This window comes from Priestia sp. FSL R5-0597 (genome assembly GCF_038006305.1).
In the GTDB taxonomy this organism is placed as follows: Bacteria; Bacillota; Bacilli; order Bacillales; family Bacillaceae_H; genus Priestia; species Priestia zanthoxyli.
In genome coordinates this window covers 4,242,467-4,260,977 of the sequence record NZ_JBBOUZ010000001.1, presented here as the reverse complement: position 1 = coordinate 4,260,977, position 18,511 = coordinate 4,242,467, and the positions used below count along the sequence as shown (strand labels likewise).

The 18,511-nt window shown below is 39.1% G+C and carries 16 protein-coding genes; 13 read left to right on the top strand and 3 right to left on the bottom strand.

Going from position 1 to position 18,511, the window contains the following annotated elements; all coding sequences use genetic code 11:
* Positions 1 to 78 precede the first annotated feature (78 nt).
* The 4 genes from ahrC (at position 79) to spo0A (ending at position 4,751) form a co-directional block, all read left to right on the top strand.
* A complete protein-coding gene (gene ahrC / locus MKX72_RS22485) occupies positions 79 to 528 on the top strand; it encodes a transcriptional regulator AhrC/ArgR (RefSeq protein WP_013059136.1) in 450 nt (149 codons plus the stop codon).
* Positions 529 to 544: 16 nt separating this feature from the next.
* Positions 545 to 2,272, top strand: coding sequence for a DNA repair protein RecN (gene recN, locus MKX72_RS22480; RefSeq protein ID WP_028411588.1), 1,728 nt, complete (start codon positions 545 to 547; stop codon positions 2,270 to 2,272).
* Positions 2,273 to 2,454: 182 nt separating this feature from the next.
* Positions 2,455 to 3,735: a SpoIVB peptidase gene (gene spoIVB, locus MKX72_RS22475; RefSeq protein WP_028411587.1), complete on the top strand. Its 1,281-nt coding sequence runs from the start codon at positions 2,455 to 2,457 to the stop codon at positions 3,733 to 3,735.
* A gap of 227 nt (positions 3,736 to 3,962) precedes the next feature.
* A complete protein-coding gene (gene spo0A / locus MKX72_RS22470; protein WP_013084985.1) occupies positions 3,963 to 4,751 on the top strand; it encodes a sporulation transcription factor Spo0A in 789 nt (262 codons plus the stop codon).
* A gap of 370 nt (positions 4,752 to 5,121) precedes the next feature.
* On the opposite strand, the gene MKX72_RS22465 is transcribed toward spo0A, so the two are convergent.
* Positions 5,122 to 6,453 carry a peptide MFS transporter gene (locus MKX72_RS22465; RefSeq protein ID WP_033579713.1) on the bottom strand — a complete coding sequence of 444 codons (1,332 nt, stop codon included), beginning with the start codon at positions 6,451 to 6,453 and terminating at the stop codon, positions 5,122 to 5,124.
* A gap of 313 nt (positions 6,454 to 6,766) precedes the next feature.
* Entirely contained in the window at positions 6,767 to 6,919 is a 153-nt protein-coding gene (locus MKX72_RS22460) for a YycC family protein (protein WP_064504589.1), read from the bottom strand.
* A gap of 124 nt (positions 6,920 to 7,043) precedes the next feature.
* Between MKX72_RS22460 and MKX72_RS22455 the strand changes: the two genes are divergently transcribed.
* On the top strand, positions 7,044 to 7,772 hold the full coding sequence (locus MKX72_RS22455) for a glycerophosphodiester phosphodiesterase (RefSeq protein WP_155007646.1): 729 nt from the start codon (positions 7,044 to 7,046) through the stop codon (positions 7,770 to 7,772).
* 12 nt (positions 7,773 to 7,784) lie between these two features.
* On the opposite strand, the gene MKX72_RS22450 is transcribed toward MKX72_RS22455, so the two are convergent.
* On the bottom strand, positions 7,785 to 8,036 hold the full coding sequence (locus MKX72_RS22450) for a DUF2627 domain-containing protein (RefSeq protein WP_028411584.1): 252 nt from the start codon (positions 8,034 to 8,036) through the stop codon (positions 7,785 to 7,787).
* A 175-nt stretch (positions 8,037 to 8,211) separates the two neighbouring features.
* On the opposite strand from MKX72_RS22450, the gene MKX72_RS22445 reads away from it, so the two are divergent.
* The 8 genes from MKX72_RS22445 to MKX72_RS22410 all read left to right on the top strand — a co-directional run bounded on the left by MKX72_RS22445 (position 8,212) and on the right by MKX72_RS22410 (position 18,457).
* Positions 8,212 to 10,281 (top strand): sigma-54 interaction domain-containing protein, encoded by a 2,070-nt coding sequence (locus MKX72_RS22445; protein WP_034271001.1) that lies wholly within the window; start codon positions 8,212 to 8,214, stop codon positions 10,279 to 10,281.
* A gap of 238 nt (positions 10,282 to 10,519) precedes the next feature.
* The gene (gene yqiS / locus MKX72_RS22440; RefSeq protein WP_028411582.1) at positions 10,520 to 11,431 is read left to right on the top strand and encodes a phosphate butyryltransferase; all 912 of its coding nucleotides are present in this window, start codon (positions 10,520 to 10,522) and stop codon (positions 11,429 to 11,431) included.
* Positions 11,432 to 11,443: 12 nt separating this feature from the next.
* Entirely contained in the window at positions 11,444 to 12,547 is a 1,104-nt protein-coding gene (gene bcd / locus MKX72_RS22435; RefSeq protein ID WP_013059125.1) for a branched-chain amino acid dehydrogenase, read from the top strand.
* 96 nt (positions 12,548 to 12,643) lie between these two features.
* Positions 12,644 to 13,723, top strand: a complete 1,080-nt coding sequence (buk, locus tag MKX72_RS22430; RefSeq protein WP_372492011.1) for a butyrate kinase — start codon at positions 12,644 to 12,646, stop codon at positions 13,721 to 13,723.
* 28 nt (positions 13,724 to 13,751) lie between these two features.
* The gene (gene lpdA / locus MKX72_RS22425) at positions 13,752 to 15,173 is read left to right on the top strand and encodes a dihydrolipoyl dehydrogenase (protein WP_028411580.1); all 1,422 of its coding nucleotides are present in this window, start codon (positions 13,752 to 13,754) and stop codon (positions 15,171 to 15,173) included.
* Between the two features lie 20 nt (positions 15,174 to 15,193).
* A complete protein-coding gene (locus MKX72_RS22420; protein ID WP_013084976.1) occupies positions 15,194 to 16,186 on the top strand; it encodes a thiamine pyrophosphate-dependent dehydrogenase E1 component subunit alpha in 993 nt (330 codons plus the stop codon).
* Between the two features lie 12 nt (positions 16,187 to 16,198).
* Positions 16,199 to 17,182: an alpha-ketoacid dehydrogenase subunit beta gene (locus MKX72_RS22415; RefSeq protein WP_013084975.1), complete on the top strand. Its 984-nt coding sequence runs from the start codon at positions 16,199 to 16,201 to the stop codon at positions 17,180 to 17,182.
* A gap of 15 nt (positions 17,183 to 17,197) precedes the next feature.
* A complete protein-coding gene (locus MKX72_RS22410; RefSeq protein ID WP_033579716.1) occupies positions 17,198 to 18,457 on the top strand; it encodes a dihydrolipoamide acetyltransferase family protein in 1,260 nt (419 codons plus the stop codon).
* Positions 18,458 to 18,511: the final 54 nt, after the last annotated feature.

Here is an 18,511-nt window from a genome sequence, read left to right as displayed (position 1 = left end):
CATTATGATACTTAATTAGTGAAAGACTTATAAACAACAAAACAAAAAGAAGATTACATATTAATGTGAGGTGCCAACATGAATAAAGGGCAAAGACATATTAAAATTCGTGACATTATCACGAATAATGATATTGAAACACAGGATGAATTGGTAGATATTTTAAAAAACCAAGGTTTTAATGTAACACAGGCAACAATCTCTCGTGATATTAAAGAACTGCACTTAGTCAAAGTGCCTTTGATGGATGGACGATACAAATACAGCTTGCCTGCAGATCAGCGTTTTAATCCCTTACAAAAGTTAAAGCGCTCTCTTATGGACGCATTTGTAAAAATTGATTCAGCCGGGCATATGCTGGTGATGAAAACATTGCCGGGAAACGCAAATGCGATTGGCGCATTAATTGATCATTTGGACTGGGATGAAATATTAGGAACAATTTGTGGAGACGATACATGTTTGATTATTTGCCGTACTCCTGAAGATACGCAAATTATATCAGACCGATTCTTAGAAATGTTATAAAGGTGAGTGAAGCAGGTTGTTAGCTGAATTATCCATTAAAAACTTTGCGATTATTGATGAACTTTCTGTTTCATTTGAAAAAGGCTTAACGGTATTAACAGGCGAAACAGGAGCGGGAAAGTCGATTATTATTGATGCCATTTCATTGTTAGTAGGTGGAAGAGGCTCTTCGGAGTTTGTCCGCCATGGAACAGACAGAGCCGAAATTGAAGGGCTTTTCTTATTTGATGAAGAACAGCATCCGAGTCACGAAAAAGCCAAACAAGTCGGTTTGGAAGTGGAAGATGGAATGATTGTGCTTCGCCGAGATATCACTACAAATGGGAAAAGTATTTGCCGTATCAATGGGAAGCTCGTAACGTTAGCTATCCTACGTGAAGTCGGACAGACGTTAATTGATATACATGGACAGCACGAGCACCAAGATTTAATGAATCAAGATCGTCACTTAACTCTTCTTGATCAATATGGAGGAGAAAAAGTAGAAGAGGCTTTGACGGAGTATCGAGAGGTATTTTCGAGGTATACGTCGCTAAAAAAGCAGTTGGATCAATTAACTGAAAATGAGCAGCAGATGGCACATCGCCTCGATCTTATTCAATTTCAATTAGATGAAATCAAAGCCGCAAATTTGCAGCTCAATGAAGACGAGGAACTAAATGAAGAGCGTTTGAAGATTTCCAACTTTGAAAAGATCTATACGTCGCTAAACGATGCGTACAATGCGCTGCACGGTGAACATCAAGGTCTGGATTGGGTAGGCGTAGCAATGAATCATACGGAGGATATTTCGTCACTGGAAAAAAACTATGCCGAAATTTCGGAGATTATTTCATCGAGCTTCTATCAGTTAGAAGACGCATCTTATAAAATTCGTCAGCAGCTAGATTTATTAGAATTTGATCCGAAACGCTTAGACTTTATTGAAGCGCGTTTAAATGAAATTAATCATTTAAAGCGTAAATACGGTCAAAGTGTAGATGAAATTCTAGAATATGCAGCGCAAATTGAAGATGAAATTGATCGTATTGAAAATCGAGATACGCACGTGAGCAAGATCAAAGAACAGTTAAACAGCGTAGCACAGGATTTATTAGTAGAAGCTAACAACGTTTCAGCTATTCGAAAAAAACTTGCTCAGGAGTTAACGGACAGCATCCATCATGAGCTTCAAGAACTCTATATGGCTAAAACCGTATTTCAAATTAAATTCTCTGTCGTAAATGCAGGTAAAAATGACGTTGAAGTAAATGGCGAAAGAATAAAATTCACCAAAGACGGCATTGACAACGTAGAGTTTTATATTTCTACCAACCCTGGTGAACCGTTAAAGCCTCTTGCGAAAGTAGCATCAGGCGGAGAACTGTCAAGGATCATGCTGGCGTTAAAGAGCATCTTCTCTAAGCATCAAGGCGTGACGTCCATTATCTTTGATGAAGTTGATACAGGCGTAAGTGGAAGAGTAGCTCAATCGATCGGTGAAAAAATACATGCCATTTCCGTTGATTCGCAGGTTCTTTGCATATCTCATTTGCCGCAGGTAGCAGCTATGGCAGATACTCATCTCTTTATTGCTAAAGAGATAAAAGGTGATCGTACAACGACATCTGTTCTTCCATTAACTCTTGATGAAAAAGTAAAAGAAATTGGTCGAATGATTGCAGGAGCTGAAATTACAAGCTTAACGAAGGAGCATGCCAAAGAGCTTTTAGATTTAGCGGATAAGATGAAGCAGACCATTTAACAAAACACCTTTTAACACGTAACAGTATGTGTTAAAGGTGTTTTTTTATACAAAATGGAGGAACTGAAAATGTTTCCTTGCACTTCTTTTCATTTTTCTCTGAACTTCTGTTATAAATGCGCTCTAAGAAGGCTAAATTAAATGTGTAGCCATTTAGGCGAGGAAGCGAGGAGAGTGAAAACATGCAAAATCGATACAGACATATAATTGGTGCGATTCTCCTTGTTTCGTTCATTTTTGTAGGATTTATTCCAGTTGTGCAACAATATATACACATTCCAAAACAAATCGTCTTATTTGAACAGCAAAAAGAAAAAATTAATACGACATTACCGCTTAGCGTAGAAGCTTCATCACCTGTTTACGATGTAACAAGTAACAAGGCGAAGCTGACCGTAGCAGGCAAACAGGTAGGCAAAGAAGAGTTGATGCTTCATTTGGCCGGTATTCCTGTAAAGCGTGTAGACGTGCAGGTATTATCTGATTTTAAAGTCATTCCTGGTGGACAATCAATCGGTGTGAAATTAAATTCAAAAGGTGTTCTTGTTGTAGGCTATCATCAGGTAGATACAGCAAAAGGTAAAAAATCTCCTGGCGAAATTGCGGGTATTCAAGTTGGAGATATGATTACGAAGATTAATGGTAAAACCATTGAAAAAATGAGTGATATTACACCGTTTATTCAGCAGGCAGGGAAAACGGGTGAACCATTAAATCTGCATATTTTAAGAGAAAAAAAGCAGTTTGACACGAAGCTGTATCCGTTAAAAGATAAGCAAGATTATGCGTACAGAATCGGTTTATACATCCGTGATTCAGCTGCAGGAATTGGCACAATGACTTTTTATGATCCAAAATCTAAAAAATACGGCGCTTTAGGCCATGTTATTTCGGATATGGATACAAAAAAGCCAATCGTAGTAGAAGATGGACAAATTGTCCGTTCGACCGTTACATCAATTGAGAAAGGTTCGAACGGCGTTCCCGGCGAAAAGCTAGCGAGGTTTTCTGAAGATAGACAAATCATTGGGAATATTACACGAAATAGTCCTTTCGGTATTTTTGGAAAATTGTCTTCAACGATGGAAAACGGAATAATGGATAAAGCAATGCCAATTGCTCTATCTCATCAAGTAAAAGAAGGACCTGCTAAAATTCTAACGGTAGTAGATGATGATCAAGTGGAAGAATTTGATATTGAAATTATGAGTACTATACCTCAAAAGTTTCCGGCTACTAAAGGAATGGTTATTAAAATTACAGATCCTAAATTGTTAAAGAAAACAGGTGGAATTGTTCAAGGAATGAGCGGGAGTCCGATTATTCAAAACGGTAAAGTCGTTGGAGCGGTTACCCATGTTTTTGTAAATGATCCTACCTCCGGTTACGGTGTCCATATTGAATGGATGCTTAACGAAGCAGGAATCGATATTTATAAAAATAATCGAAAAAAAGCGAGCTAATGTTGTCATTAGTTCGCTTTTTTTGATAAAAATTATTGTCGTAAATGTACGAGAAAAACGTCGAAAAACAAAGAAAATAAGAGAAAATCGAATAAATTCCATTTAAAAGACTTTTTTCTAAAAAAATAAAGGAAATAATGTTGCATTGTCGAATTTGTCCTTTAGAATAAAGAATAGAGACACGTAGGAAACGACGTATAACATAAAGGACTGAGGAGGAAGCTGCATTGAAAAAAATTAAAGTATGCTTGGTTGATGATAATCGGGAACTAATTGGTTTGCTTGAAGATTATATTTCAGAGCAAGAAGACATGGAAGTAATCGGAGTAGCTTACAATGGACAAGAGTGTTTATCCATTTTAAAAGATAAAGATCCGGATGTTCTTGTATTAGACATTATTATGCCGCATCTAGATGGATTAGCAGTTTTAGGTCAGTTAAAAGAAATGAAAAAAGAAAATTATCCAAATGTCATCATGCTAACAGCATTTGGGCAAGAAGACGTAACGAAAAAAGCGGTTGATTTAGGAGCTGCTTATTTTATTCTAAAGCCGTTTGATATGGAAAACTTAGTGAATCATATTCGTCAAGTTAGCGGACAAACATCTTCATTTATGCAACGTTCATCTTCTTCCATGCGTTCGCATCGCGACAGCAAACCAGCAAATTTAGATGCAAGCATTACGAGCATCATTCACGAAATTGGTGTACCTGCTCATATTAAAGGCTATTTATATTTGAGAGAAGCCATTTCAATGGTATATAAGGATATTGAGCTGCTTGGGTCGATTACAAAAGTGCTGTATCCTGACATTGCAAAAAAATACAATACAACAGCAAGCCGCGTTGAGCGCGCCATTCGTCATGCCATTGAAGTAGCATGGAGCCGAGGGAACATTGATTCTATTTCTTCATTATTCGGATATACTGTCAGCATGTCAAAAGCAAAGCCGACAAATAGTGAATTTATCGCCATGGTTGCGGATAAATTACGCCTTGAACATAAAGCGAGTTGAAAGGGATAGGACTGCTGGAATTACGGGGTTTTGAGTGAGCTGATACCTTTTGTAATACAGAGTACATGCCGATAAACTTTTGGAATTTACACTAGATAGCAAACTGAAAATCAATAAACTTTTTACTGCAGGGCCGATGAATTTTAATCATTCATGGGTCCTTTCATTTTGTTTTAAGAGTTGGAAATAGGGAGGTTAAGGGAATGTACATCTTGTGATCCATAGTAGTGTATTTTATTGAAATAATTTATTTAATTGTTATGAGGGCTTTGTGTTTGAAAGAAGATTTAGAAGATGTGTTAAAAAATTCATCTACATATATGGATAAGTAAATGATAAAAAAAGCAGCCTTCAGAAAAGGCTGCTTTTTTTAATCCATTAATTTAGCAATCGGTTTTGAAAGGAACAAAACAATAATTCCAAGTACAATTGTTACAGCTCCGATTAAGCTGAAGATGTCGAAATAACCTAACGACTGTGTATAAGATGCAAGAACACCCGCTAGCTTATTAGCAACAGCAGAGCTTGCCATCCATACGCCCATTAAAAGAGAAGCAAGCTTTAATGGAGCCAGTCTACTTACCATAGACAACCCTACTGGCGAAATCATAAGCTCAGCCAGCGTGTGCAGGAAGTAAGTGAAAATCATGAACAGGATATTTACTTTTAAAGCTGGGTCATTACCAGTATACATAACGGCTGGAATTAAAATTAAGAATCCTAATCCGACTGTTACAAGTCCCATACCCATTTTTGTTGGTGTTTTAAAATCACCGCGTTTTGAATTTCCTAGCTTGTACCAAACAAGTGACATAATTGGTGCTAAAATCATGATAAACAGTGGATTCAATGATTGGAACCACTCTGTTGGAACCGTAAAACTACCGATTTGACGATCAATTTGATCTTGAGCATATAGCGTTAAAGAACTTCCAGCCTGTTCAAAAGCTGTCCAGAAAGCAATAACAACGAAAGCTAGAATAACGATAGCAACCGTTCTTTTCTTTTCTCGTGCTGTCAGCGGAGCAGTTGATGTTTGAGATGCTGCTGCATGAACTTTTCCTGTAGGCTCTTTCCCAATATCACCTAAATAGCGATTAGCCAGTAGGTTAAATAAAATTTGTCCAACAACCATTCCGATAGCTGCTGTTAAAAATCCGTATTTATAACTCATTAATCCAACAACTAATGGGGCAAAAAATGCACCAAAATTAATACCCATATAAAAAATGGTAAAAGCACCGTCACGGCGAGGATCATTTTCTGCATAAAGATCTCCGACCAATGTGGAGATATTTGGTTTGAAAAATCCGTTTCCGATAATTAATAAAGCAAGTCCGATATACAAAGCGGCTACGCTTTGATGAATGAAGATGGAAAAATTCCCGAGTGCCATAATCACACCACCGATTGTGATGGCTAGCCTTCTTCCGAGGAAGCGGTCTGTTAAATATCCGCCAATCATCGGCGTAATGTAAACAGCACTAGTGAATGTTCCATATAAGCTCAGTGCAGTTGCTTTATCTACCCCGAGTCCACCTTGAGCAGCGGTAGCAGTTAAATAAAGAACAAGAATGGCTCTCATTCCATAATAACTAAATCTTTCCCATGCCTCAGTCGCGAATAATAAGTACAGTCCAGGAGGGTGTTTTTTCCTAGACTCATTTGGCTGCTGATTTTCGTGTTGTACAGCTGCTTGCATAATGAAGTCCCCCTAAAATTTCTCTCATACTATTTAATTCTTTTATTTGAATTGATCAAAAAATCAGAATATAAGTACTGGAATAAATATAATGTATTTTTATTTTAGTAGAAAAACAATAATTTCGTCAATGAAATTATATGGAAAAATCAAAAAATAATTAAATATACACAAAAAAGTATTAAATTACTTATTTAAAAGCATTTTTAAAAATACATTTATATTATTAAATATTCTAATATATGTTATGGAAAATGAAGTAAGAAAGTAATACTATTTTTGGAAACGAAAATTCGAAAGAAAAAAGGATCTGTTATTCAGATCCTTTTTTATCTTCGCCCGCATTTAATTCAGCAAGCTTCTGCAGCAAAATATGCTGAGGCATATGCATCAATTGCTCGAGGGGGATATTTAATTGTTCTGCTAATTTTACGGCTGTATCCGGAGAAATTTGCAGTGGTCTCATACACAACGACCTCCTTTTGCATATAAAGTAATGAAAGTGAAGAAGTATAAACAGTAAATTCGTGCTTTCACTATTAAGTAATGCTAAAGTTAATAATAAGTGATAATAGAGGAGTTGAGCAAGTATGTTTGTAATAGGTCATCGCGGCGCAGCTGGAACGTTTCCTGAAAATACGATGATTTCCTTCAAAGAAGCAGCGAGAGTCGGAGCACACGGAATTGAACTTGATGTGCATATGACAAAGGATGGAGAACTTGCTGTAATTCATGATGAAAAATTAGATCGAACAACGAATGGAAAAGGGTATGTAAAAGATTTTACGTATCAAGATTTACAAAAATTAGATGCGAGCTATAAGTTCAAAAAAAAGTACGGGGTATGTAAAATTCCCATGTTAAATGAAGTAATGGAGTGGGCTTCAAGTGAAGGAATTAGTGTAAATATTGAGTTGAAAAACAATATATTTGACTATCCATACTTAGAAATGAAAGTCTTGGATTTAATTTATTTATACAAGATGAAGGATCGAACGATGATTTCATCTTTTAATCATAACAGCTTAGCCCGAATTGGTTCTTTGGATTCTACGATTGAAACAGCTATTTTGTATTCTTATCCGATGTATGAGCCTTGGGTATATGCGCAGCATCTTGGCGCAAAAGCTCTTCACCCTAATCAGCGTACCGTGAATGAAGTAAATGTAGCCGCTTCAAAAGATTGTCAAATTCCAGTGCGACCTTACACAGTAAATGATGTAAAAGTAGCTGAGCAGCTTCGGAAATATGGATGTGAATCCATTATTACTGATTATCCTGAAAAAATGGTGAAGCAATTTGGGGGACGCTTTTCGTAAAAAAACATCGCATTAATGCGATGTTTTTTTATCTTTTTGAAATCTGTTTTGAACTTTGTTTCGCTTGCGGTCTCTGTGCAGAATAAAGCCAGCAACAAATCCAAGGCCGATTACAAATAACAGAAGGCCGACTGAAAATTGCAAAAATAAAGAAGGGAACGGGGATTGCAGGATGCCAAAAATCATATCTCTCATAAGTTTAATGCCATATCCAGCGAGTATACCAGGAATAAGTAAGATTAGCAGGGCAATAATTCGAACCATAGCTTCTCCTTTCGCTTCTCTTTTTTAAAATGAATGCGTTTACATTATAAAACCGTTATACTTGAATCATAAAAGAACTAAATAAATTGTCAAGAGCGTTTCTTTTTTTATATGATAGGTATATGCAATATTTTGCACGGAACATGTACATATTAAGTAGAAAAGGTGAAAAAATATGCAAAATGTGTTGATCGTTGGAGGAGGAAAAGGCGGATTAGCTATTCTGAAAATCTTGTTGGAAACCGAATTTATGAAAGTGATTGGTGTAGTAGACGTACGAGCTGACGCGCCGGCTGTTTTGCATGCGAAAGAACAAGATATTTCAACCGGAATGAATTGGGAGCCTTATATGACAAAGCAGCTCGATGTCATTGTTGAAACAACAGGTAAACAAGGTGTTTTTCAACAATTGCAGAGAAGCAAACCTGCTGATGCACTGGTAGTTCCGGGATTGGTTGCTGAAATTATGGCCAATCTGATGGAGGAAAAAGAAGAGTTAATTCAGCGGTTAAAGCAAGAATCGTATAAATATGATCTTATTTTTAACGCGGCTCATGATGCGATGGTCGTGATTGATAGGAATGGATATATTACGCTATTTAATCAAAGTGCCGAGCGTTTGACGAACTTTTCACACAGAGATGTAATTGGTAAGCATCTTCATGAAGTTATTCCAAATAGTAAACTTGTTGATGTTCTTCATACAAAAACGATTGATCAAAATAGTGAATTTGTGTTAGATAGCGGACGGAAGGTCATTACGACTAGAATACCAATACTCGACGAGAATAGAGAGCTGTTTGGTGCCTTTTCGATTTTTAAAGATATTACGGACGTTGTCGGATTGGCAGAAGAAGTTACGAACTTAAAAGAAGTACAAACTATGCTTCAAGCTATTATTCAATCTTCTGAAGAAGCTATTTCGGTTGTCGATGAAGAAGGAAGAGGGATTTTAATTAATCCTGCTTATACGAGAATTACGGGTTTAAAAAAGACGGATATTATTGGTCAGCCCGCGACTGCCGATATCTCTGAAGGAGACAGTATGCACATGAAGGTGCTGCAAACAAGACGTCCTGTTCGAGGTGTAAGAATGAGGCTTGGTCCGAGTAAAAGAGACGTAGTTGTGAATGTTGCCCCTGTTATTGTCGATGGAAAATTAAAAGGCAGCGTTGGCGTTATTCATGATATGTCTGAAATTCAAGAGCTTACAAATGAACTCAAAAGAGCGCGTCAAATTATCCGAACGCTTGAAGCGAAATATTCATTTGCTGATATCATTGGTCAGTCTGAAGAATTTCAGTTAGCAATTGAGCAGGCTAGACTTGCTGCTAAAACACCAGCTACTGTTTTGCTTAGAGGTGAATCTGGGACGGGTAAGGAGCTGTTTGCACATGCGATTCATAATGCGAGCAGCCGAAAGTTTAATAAATTTGTTCGGATCAACTGTGCTGCACTTTCTGAGTCTTTGCTTGAAAGTGAACTTTTTGGGTATGAAGAAGGAGCTTTTTCCGGGGCAAAACGAGGCGGAAAACGAGGTGTTTTTGAAGAAGCCAATAACGGTAGCATCTTTTTGGATGAAATCGGGGAGCTTTCAGCTCATATGCAGGCTAAGCTGCTTCGAGTGCTTCAAGAAAAAGAGCTTATTCGCGTTGGAGGCACGACCCCCATTCCGGTGAATGTTCGCGTGATTGCAGCTACGAATGTGAATTTAGAAAAAGGAATGGCTGATGGAAGCATCAGACAGGACTTGTATTATCGGCTAAACAAAATTCCGATTCACATACCTCCTCTTCGGAAGAGAAAAGAGGATATTGGAGCGCTTGTTACACACTTAATTACAAAAATTAATCAAGATTACGGCCGACATGTTGAAGGGGTAACAGATCGGGCCTTACAATCATTGAGATCATACGACTGGCCAGGAAACGTCAGAGAGCTTGAAAACATATTAGGAAGAGCTATTATTTATATGCACTATACGGAAACAATGATTGATTCTGTTCATCTCCCTTCACTTGAAGGCAAGGGCAAAAAAGAAAAAAATCAGGCGAATGAAGAGGTAGTATTCGAAGGGAAGACTTTAGCGCACATGATGGAAAATTATGAAGCTGAACTTATTCAAAAAGTGCTGATTGCAAACAAGTATAACCGAACGAAAACAGCAAAACAGCTCAATATTTCCCTGCGTTCTCTGTATTATAAGTTGGAAAAATACAATCTTGCAAATAACAGCATGCAATAAAATGCATGGTGTGCAAGTTATTGCATATAAATAGAGAGGTATTCTTTTTTTCTGTTTGTCGTTAGAATCAATAAAAAAATTTTTTTGTGCGTAGAAACGGATACAAGCAGCTATATTATGTAATATATGCAGAGTGTGGCACAAATCTTGCATATATTTTAAGTGACTGCATAAACGCGCAGTATGCTCTTTAAAAAGGGGCAAAAGAAAGAATGAAAAAGGAGAGGTCGAACATTCCATGACTCTTGCTACCATCTTATCTCGGGTTGCTAAGCAGTCTTCTTTGACTGTTGCTGTTGCTGCAGCTGAAGACTTAGAAACAATTGAGGCAGTGTATGAAGCTGTGTCAAGGGAAGTTTCTGAATTTATTTTGTTTGGCAACGAAACAACAATTAATGAATTATTCAGGCAGTACCGCCCATCCTTACTCACTCATAAGGCTGTGACGGTCGTACATACGGAGTCCGTTTTAGAAGCGGCTCAATTGGCTGTGCGTTCAGTTCAGCAAGGTCAAGCTCATATCGTAATGAAAGGGAATTTATCCACATCGCTTATTTTAAAAGCTGTGTTAAATAAAGAGCATGGTTTGCGTACGGGAAATGTTTTATCACACGTAGCTGTGTTTGATGTTCCTCACTATGACCGCCCTATTCTTGTAACAGATGCAGCTATGAATATTACGCCATCTCTGGAAGAGAAAGTTCAAATCATTCAAAACGCGGTGAACGTTGCTCACTCGATTGGGATAGAGGTGCCAAAGGTAGCTCCTGTTGCAGCGGTTGAAGTTGTGAACCCTTTGATGCCTGCCACAGTAGAGGCTGCACTTCTTACACAGATGAACCGCAGAGGACAAATTAAAGGCTGCGTTATTGATGGACCTTTAGCACTCGACAATGCCATTAACATAGAAGCAGCCAAGCAAAAAGGCATTCAAAGTGAAGTTGCCGGTCAAGCAGATATATTACTCGTTCCAGCAATTGAAACAGGGAACGTCTTATATAAATCCCTTATTTATTTTGCTAAAGCAAAAGTTGGAGCTATTCTAGCGGGGGCAAAAGCTCCGGTCGTCTTAACATCCAGAGCAGATTCATCAGAAAGTAAATTATACTCACTGGCGCTTGCTATCAGCGTCGCTCAACAGAATTCTTAGGAGGCACTAACAATGAAAATTTTTGACTATATGGAAACATACGATTATGAGCAGTTATTATTTTGCCAAGATAAAGATTCAGGCTTAAAAGCCATTATTGCGATTCATGATACAACAATTGGACCAGCTCTAGGCGGTACGAGAATGTGGACATATGAATCAGAAGAGGCTGCAATTGAAGATGCGCTTCGTTTATCACGCGGAATGACTTATAAAAATGCAGCAGCAGGCTTGAATTTAGGAGGAGGAAAAACGGTTATTATCGGAGATCCTCGCAAAGACAAAAATGAAGCGATGTTCCGTGCATTTGGCCGCTTTATTCAAGGGTTAAATGGTCGATATATTACAGCAGAAGATGTGGGCACAACGGTAGAGGATATGGATATTGTATATGAGGAAACGGATTATGTAACGGGTGTATCTCCTGCCTTCGGTTCATCAGGCAATCCATCACCAGTCACAGCCTACGGCGTATACCGAGGAATTAAAGCAGCAGCAAAAGAAGCATTTGGAACAGATATGCTTGAAGGAAAAGTAGTAGCTGTCCAAGGTGTAGGAAACGTAGCATATAATTTATGCCGCCACCTTCACGAAGAAGGGGCAAAACTTATTGTAACGGATATTAATAAAGAAGCTGTTCAGCGTGCGGTAGAAGAATTTGGTGCGCAAGCAGTAGACCCAAATGATATTTATGGTGTAGAATGTGATATCTATGCTCCTTGTGCACTCGGAGCAACGATTAACGATGAAACGATCCCTCAAATAAAAGCAAAAGTTATTGCAGGGGCAGCTAATAATCAATTGAAAGAAACGCGTCATGGTGATTTAATTCATGAATTAGGCATTGTATATGCACCGGACTATGTTATTAATGCAGGAGGCGTTATTAACGTAGCTGATGAGCTAGTTGGATATAACCGTGAGCGTGCGCTGAAAAAAGTTGAAGGTATTTATGATAATATTGAAAAGGTAGTTGAAATCTCAAAGCGAGATGGCATTCCAACCTATCTAGCAGCAGATCGCTTAGCTGAAGAAAGAATTGAAAAGCTGCGTCGTTCACGCAGTCAATTTTTACAAAATGGACAGCATATTTTAAGTAGACGTCATACGCGCTAATGTTTGAGCTGAAGGCTAGGCAAAAGGAATAAATGAAATCCTTTCGACCTAGCCTTCGTTTATGAGAATGATAAGGTAGGAGGACATGTGTTGGATATGCACGAATATCGAATGCTGATAATAAATCCGGGTTCAACGTCCACAAAAATTGGCGTGTTTCACAACGATAAACCAATTTTTGATCGAACAATCCGCTACGATTCACAGCAAATGAATCAGTTTGAGACGATATATGCACAGTATGAGTTCCGTAAAAACTCGATTTTAGAGGCACTTGATGAAGAAGGGATTAATTTATCTAAATTAAGTGCAGTATGTGGAAGAGGAGGGCTTTTACGCCCGATTGAAGGCGGCACATACGAAGTAAATCAAGCCATGCTCAAAGATTTAAAAGACGGTTATGCCGGCCATCATGCTTCAAATTTAGGCGGGATTTTAGCGTTTGAGATTGCATCTGGATTAAATATTCCAGCATACATTGTTGATCCAGTGGTGGTAGATGAGCTAAGTGACATCGCTCGTATCTCAGGAACTCCTTTTATGGAAAGGAAAAGCATCTTTCATGCGCTGAATCAAAAATCGGTGGCTCGAAAAGTGGCCAAAGAAATGAATAGCACATACGAACAAATGAACGTTATTGTTACCCATATGGGCGGGGGCATTACGGTTGGAGTTCACAAGTGCGGAAAAGTAATTGATGTGAACAATGGCCTGCACGGCGACGGTCCTTTTAGTCCAGAGCGCGCTGGCGGTGTACCGGTTGGTGAATTAGTTCGTCTTTGCTTTTCAGGTCAGTATTATCGCGAGGAGATTATGAAAATGCTTGTAGGAAAAGGCGGACTTGTCGGTTATTTGGGCACATCTGACGTGCAGAAAGTCGAAGCGCTAGTGAAAAATGGAAACGAAAAAGCTAAGCTTATCTACGAAGCAATGGCTTATCAAATTTCGAAGGAAATTGGAGCTGCCAGTACGGTATTGCATGGAAAAGTAGATGCCATTATTCTAACGGGAGGCATTGCTTATTCAAAAGCGTTTGTTGAGCTGATTATTAATCATGTAAAGTGGATTGCAGATGTCATTGTTTATCCTGGAGAAAATGAGCTTCAAGCGCTAGCTGAAGGGGCTCTCCGAGTGCTTACAGGTGAAGAAGAAGTAAAGGAATATAAAGGCGCTTAATAGCGTTTGCAGAAAGGTGTGAAGCAGTGTGGCAAAAGAATATGATTTGGTCATTCTCGGCGGTGGAACCGGAGGGTACGTAGCAGCTATTCGTGCCTCTCAGTTAGGTCTATCGGTAGCGGTTGTGGAAAAAAATAAGTTAGGCGGCACATGCCTGCACGCAGGGTGTATCCCAAGCAAAGCTTTACTAAGAAGTGCAGAAGTCTATCAAACGGCTAAGAAAAGCAGTGAATTTGGCGTAGAAACGTCCAATGTACTATTGAACTATGCTCGTGTACAAGAACGAAAGTCAGAAATTGTTTCACAGTTACATAATGGTGTCAAACAGCTAATGAAAAAAGGTAAAATTGACGTATATGAAGGAATTGGACGTATTTTAGGACCTTCTATTTTTTCTCCTATGCCAGGAACCATCTCCGTTGAATTAAAAAGCGGTGAAGAAAACGAAATGCTTATTCCAAAGAATGTAATTGTCGCAACAGGGTCTCGCCCTAGAACATTACCTGGTTTAACAATCGATGGAGAGAAAGTAATCACTTCAGATGAAGCATTAAAGATGGAAACACTTCCTGCTTCTATTATTATTGTGGGAGGCGGCGTCATTGGAATTGAATGGGCGTCAATGCTCACAGATTTTGATGTTGATGTAACGGTTGTTGAATACAGCGATCGAATTTTACCAACAGAAGATCAAGATATCTCCCGTGAAATGACGAAGCTTTTAAAAGCAAAAGGAGTTACCATTATTACTTCTGCTAAAGTAATGGCTGATACACTGTCTGTTGGTGGTCAGGTGAAAATTTCTGCTCAAGTAGGAGACGATATGCAAGAATATGAAGCAGAAAAGCTGCTTGTATCTGTAGGGCGTCAAGCGAATGTCGAAGGAATTGGTCTCGAGAATACCGATATTGTAGTAGAAAACGGTGTGATTGCCACAAATGATTTTTATCAAACGAAAGAATCTCATATCTACGCAATTGGAGATGTAATTGGCGGACTGCAGCTTGCACATGTAGCTTCTCACGAAGGAATCGTAGCTGTTGAGCATTTACACGGTGACAAGCCTTTGAAGATTGATTACACAACAATTTCTAAATGCGTATACAGCAGCCCGGAGGCAGCAAGTGTAGGATTAACAGAACAAGAAGCAAAACAGCAAGGATTTCAGCTGAAGGTTGGAAAGTTTCCGTTTAAGGCCGTTGGAAAAGCTCTTGTATATGGAGAGGCAGAGGGATTTGTTAAAATTATTGCCGATGCCGACACAAATGATGTTCTTGGTGTGCATATGATTGGACCTCACGTGACGGATATGATTTCTGAAGCGGGTCTTGCAAAGGTATTGGATGCTACACCATGGGAAATTGCTCATACCATTCATCCTCATCCTAGCCTTTCAGAAGCGATGGGAGAAGCTTCATTAGCTGTAGATGGAAAAGCGATTCATTTTTGATGATTAAAGGAGGTTTAAACATGACAAAAAACCGTCATGAATCATTAGGATTAACTGATGAACAAGTACTTGAAATGTACCGCACTATGCTGCTTGCACGAAAAATTGATGAGCGTATGTGGCTATTAAACCGTGCAGGGAAGGTGCCTTTTGTTATTTCATGTCAAGGTCAAGAAGCCGCTCAAGTTGGCGCAGCTTTTGCCTTAAACAGAGAGAATGATTACATATTACCTTATTACCGCGATCTGGGTGTTGTGCTGGCATTTGGAATGACTGCGCGCGATTTAATGCTTTCTGGGTTTGCTAAAGCAGAAGATCCAAACTCAGGAGGTCGTCAAATGCCAGGTCACTTTGGCCATAAGGAAAAGCGAATTGTAACAGGATCTTCTCCAGTTACAACACAGGTGCCTCATGCAGTAGGAATCGCTTTAGCAGGACGATTGGAGAAAAAAGACTTAGTCACGTTTGTTACGTTTGGAGAAGGATCTTCTAACCAAGGAGACTTCCACGAAGGCGCGAACTTTGCAGGTGTTCATAAGCTTCCTGTTATCTTTATGTGTGAAAATAACAAGTATGCGATTTCTGTTCCGGTTGAAAAGCAGCTAGGGTGCGCAAAAGTATCTGATCGTGCGATTGGATACGGTATGCCAGGCTACACAATTGATGGAAACGATGTCCTTGAAGTATATCGAGTGGTAAAAGAAGCAAGAGATCGTGCATCCAGAGGAGAAGGGCCTACTCTTATTGAAACTGTTTCAGAGCGTTTGACTGCCCATTCAAGTGATGACGATGATCGTGCATATCGCGGCGCAGAAGAATTGTCTGAAGCTAAAAAGAGTGATCCGCTTGCGTACTTTGCGACTTATTTAAAAGAGGTTAACGTGTTAACCGATGAACGAGAAAAACAAATGCTTGATGATATTATGAACATCGTTAATGATGCAACAGATTATGCTGAAAACGCTCCTTATGCAGAAGCGGAATCGGCTTTAAAATACGTGTACGGTGAGTAAGGAGGAGAACATATGCCGGTTATTTCATATATTGATGCAGTAACAATGGCCATTCGTGAAGAAATGGAAAGAGATTCCCGCGTGTTTGTATTAGGAGAAGACGTAGGAAAAAAAGGCGGCGTATTTAAAGCAACCAACGGACTGTACGAACAGTTCGGGGAAGAAAGAGTTATTGACACACCTCTTGCAGAATCTGCTATTGCAGGCGTAGGAATCGGAGCGGCAATGTACGGCATGCGTCCGATTGCGGAAATGCAATTTGCTGATTTTATTATGCCTGCAGTCAATCAAATCGTGTCAGAAGCAGCGAAAATTCGCTATCGTTCTAATAATGATTGGAGTTGTCCAATTACAATTCGAGCTCCGTACGGCGGTGGAGTTCACGGTGCTCTTTATCATTCTCAATCTGTTGAAGCACTGTTTGCCAATACGCCAGGGTTAAAGATTGTGATGCCTTCTACGCCTTATGACGTAAAAGGATTATTAAAAGCAGCTATTCGTGATGATGATCCAGTTCTTTTCTTTGAGCATAAGCGTGCGTACCGTTTGATTAAAGGAGAAGTCCCTGAAGATGATTATGTACTTCCGATTGGCAAAGCAGATGTAAAGAGAGAAGGAGACGACATCACGGTTATTACATATGGTCTTTGTGTACACTTTGCTCTTCAAGCTGCTGAAAAGCTAGAAGCAGACGGTATTTCAGCACACATCTTAGATTTAAGAACGGTCTATCCACTTGATAAAGAAGCTATTATAGAAGCAGCCTCTAAAACAGGTAAGGTCCTGCTTTTAACGGAAGACAACAAAGAAGGCAGCATTATGAGCGAAGTAGCAGCTATTATTGCTGAACACTGCTTATTCGATTTAGATGCGCCAATTCAGCGCCTTGCTGGCCCCGATGTTCCAGCTATGCCGTATGCACCAACAATGGAAAAATATTTTATGGTGAATCCAGATAAAGTAGAAAAAGCAATGAGAGAATTAGCTCAATTTTAAAAGGAGTTGTATCAATTGGCTATTGAAAAAATTACGATGCCGCAGCTCGGTGAAAGTGTAACAGAAGGTACAATTAGCAAATGGCTCGTTTCTGTTGGAGATCACGTAAATAAGTACGACCCGTTAGCTGAAGTCATGACGGATAAAGTAAATGCTGAAGTGCCTTCTTCTTTTAGTGGAACAATTAAAGAGTTAATTGCAGGTGAAGATGATACTTTACCCGTGGGAGAAGTGATTTGTTTAATTGAAGTAGAAGGAACTGTACCTCAAAAAGAACAGAAAACGTCTGATAAGACTGTAGAAGAATCAGCGCCAAAAACAGCGGACAGTCAATCCAATAAAAGCCGATACTCTCCAGCTGTTATGCGTCTGTCACAAGAACATAATATTAATTTAGATACCGTGACAGGAACAGGAGCGGGCGGCCGCATTACGAGAAAAGATATTTTAGCTGTTATCGAAAAAGGCGGAGCTGCTGAAGTGAAAGAAACACCTGCATCAACAGTTCAGCCAGAAGCACCCGTAGCGGCAGCTGCTCCAAAAACGAAGCAACCCGCGCCGGTTGTGTCTGCAGCCGGAGATCAAGAAATCCCTGTTTCAGGCGTGCGTAAAGCTATTGCAGCAAATATGCTTCGCAGTAAACACGAAATTCCGCATGCATGGACAATGGTTGAAGTTGATGTAACGAACTTAGTTTCTTATCGTGATGCATTAAAGACGGAGTTCAAACAAAAAGAAGGTTTTAACTTAACTTATTTTGCGTTCTTCGTAAAAGCAGTGGCTCAGGCTTTAAAAGAATTCCCTCAAATGAATTCAATGTGGGCAGGAGACCGTATTGTTCAGAAAAAAGATATTAATGTATCTATTGCTGTTGCAACAGACGATGCTTTATTTGTGCCGGTTATTAAACAAGCCGATGAAAAGACAATCAAAGGCATTGCGCGTGAAATTACAGAGCTTGCGCAAAAAGTTCGTACGGGTTCATTGAAGTCTGAAGACATGCAGGGCGGAACGTTTACTGTTAACAACACAGGCTCATTTGGTTCCGTGCAATCAATGGGGATTATTAATTACCCGCAAGCGGCTATTTTACAAGTAGAATCTATTGTAAAACGTCCGGTTATTATTGATAACATGATTGCTGTTCGAGATATGGTTAACTTATGTTTATCACTTGATCACCGCGTGTTGGACGGCTTGGTGTGCGGCAGGTTCTTGGCAAGAGTTAAAGAGATTTTAGAATCTACGTCTAAAGAGAATACGTCCGTCTATTAAAAAAAGCAAATGGAGCTTTCTCCATTTGCTTTTTTATTTTGAAGCAATGATTGA

Coding starts and splice junctions, on each gene's coding strand:
- MKX72_RS22420 (WP_013084976.1), top strand. CDS start 15,194: ATGACAAAAAACCGTCATGAATCATTAGGATTAACTGATGAACAAGTA.
- MKX72_RS22450 (WP_028411584.1), bottom strand. CDS start 8,036: ATGGTTCGAATTATTGCCCTGCTAATCTTACTTATTCCTGGTATACTC.
- MKX72_RS22455 (WP_155007646.1), top strand. CDS start 7,044: ATGTTTGTAATAGGTCATCGCGGCGCAGCTGGAACGTTTCCTGAAAAT.
- MKX72_RS22460 (WP_064504589.1), bottom strand. CDS start 6,919: ATGAGACCACTGCAAATTTCTCCGGATACAGCCGTAAAATTAGCAGAA.
- MKX72_RS22445 (WP_034271001.1), top strand. CDS start 8,212: ATGCAAAATGTGTTGATCGTTGGAGGAGGAAAAGGCGGATTAGCTATT.
- buk (WP_372492011.1), top strand. CDS start 12,644: ATGCACGAATATCGAATGCTGATAATAAATCCGGGTTCAACGTCCACA.
- MKX72_RS22465 (WP_033579713.1), bottom strand. CDS start 6,453: ATGCAAGCAGCTGTACAACACGAAAATCAGCAGCCAAATGAGTCTAGG.
- yqiS (WP_028411582.1), top strand. CDS start 10,520: ATGACTCTTGCTACCATCTTATCTCGGGTTGCTAAGCAGTCTTCTTTG.
- bcd (WP_013059125.1), top strand. CDS start 11,444: ATGAAAATTTTTGACTATATGGAAACATACGATTATGAGCAGTTATTA.
- spoIVB (WP_028411587.1), top strand. CDS start 2,455: ATGCAAAATCGATACAGACATATAATTGGTGCGATTCTCCTTGTTTCG.
- ahrC (WP_013059136.1), top strand. CDS start 79: ATGAATAAAGGGCAAAGACATATTAAAATTCGTGACATTATCACGAAT.
- MKX72_RS22415 (WP_013084975.1), top strand. CDS start 16,199: ATGCCGGTTATTTCATATATTGATGCAGTAACAATGGCCATTCGTGAA.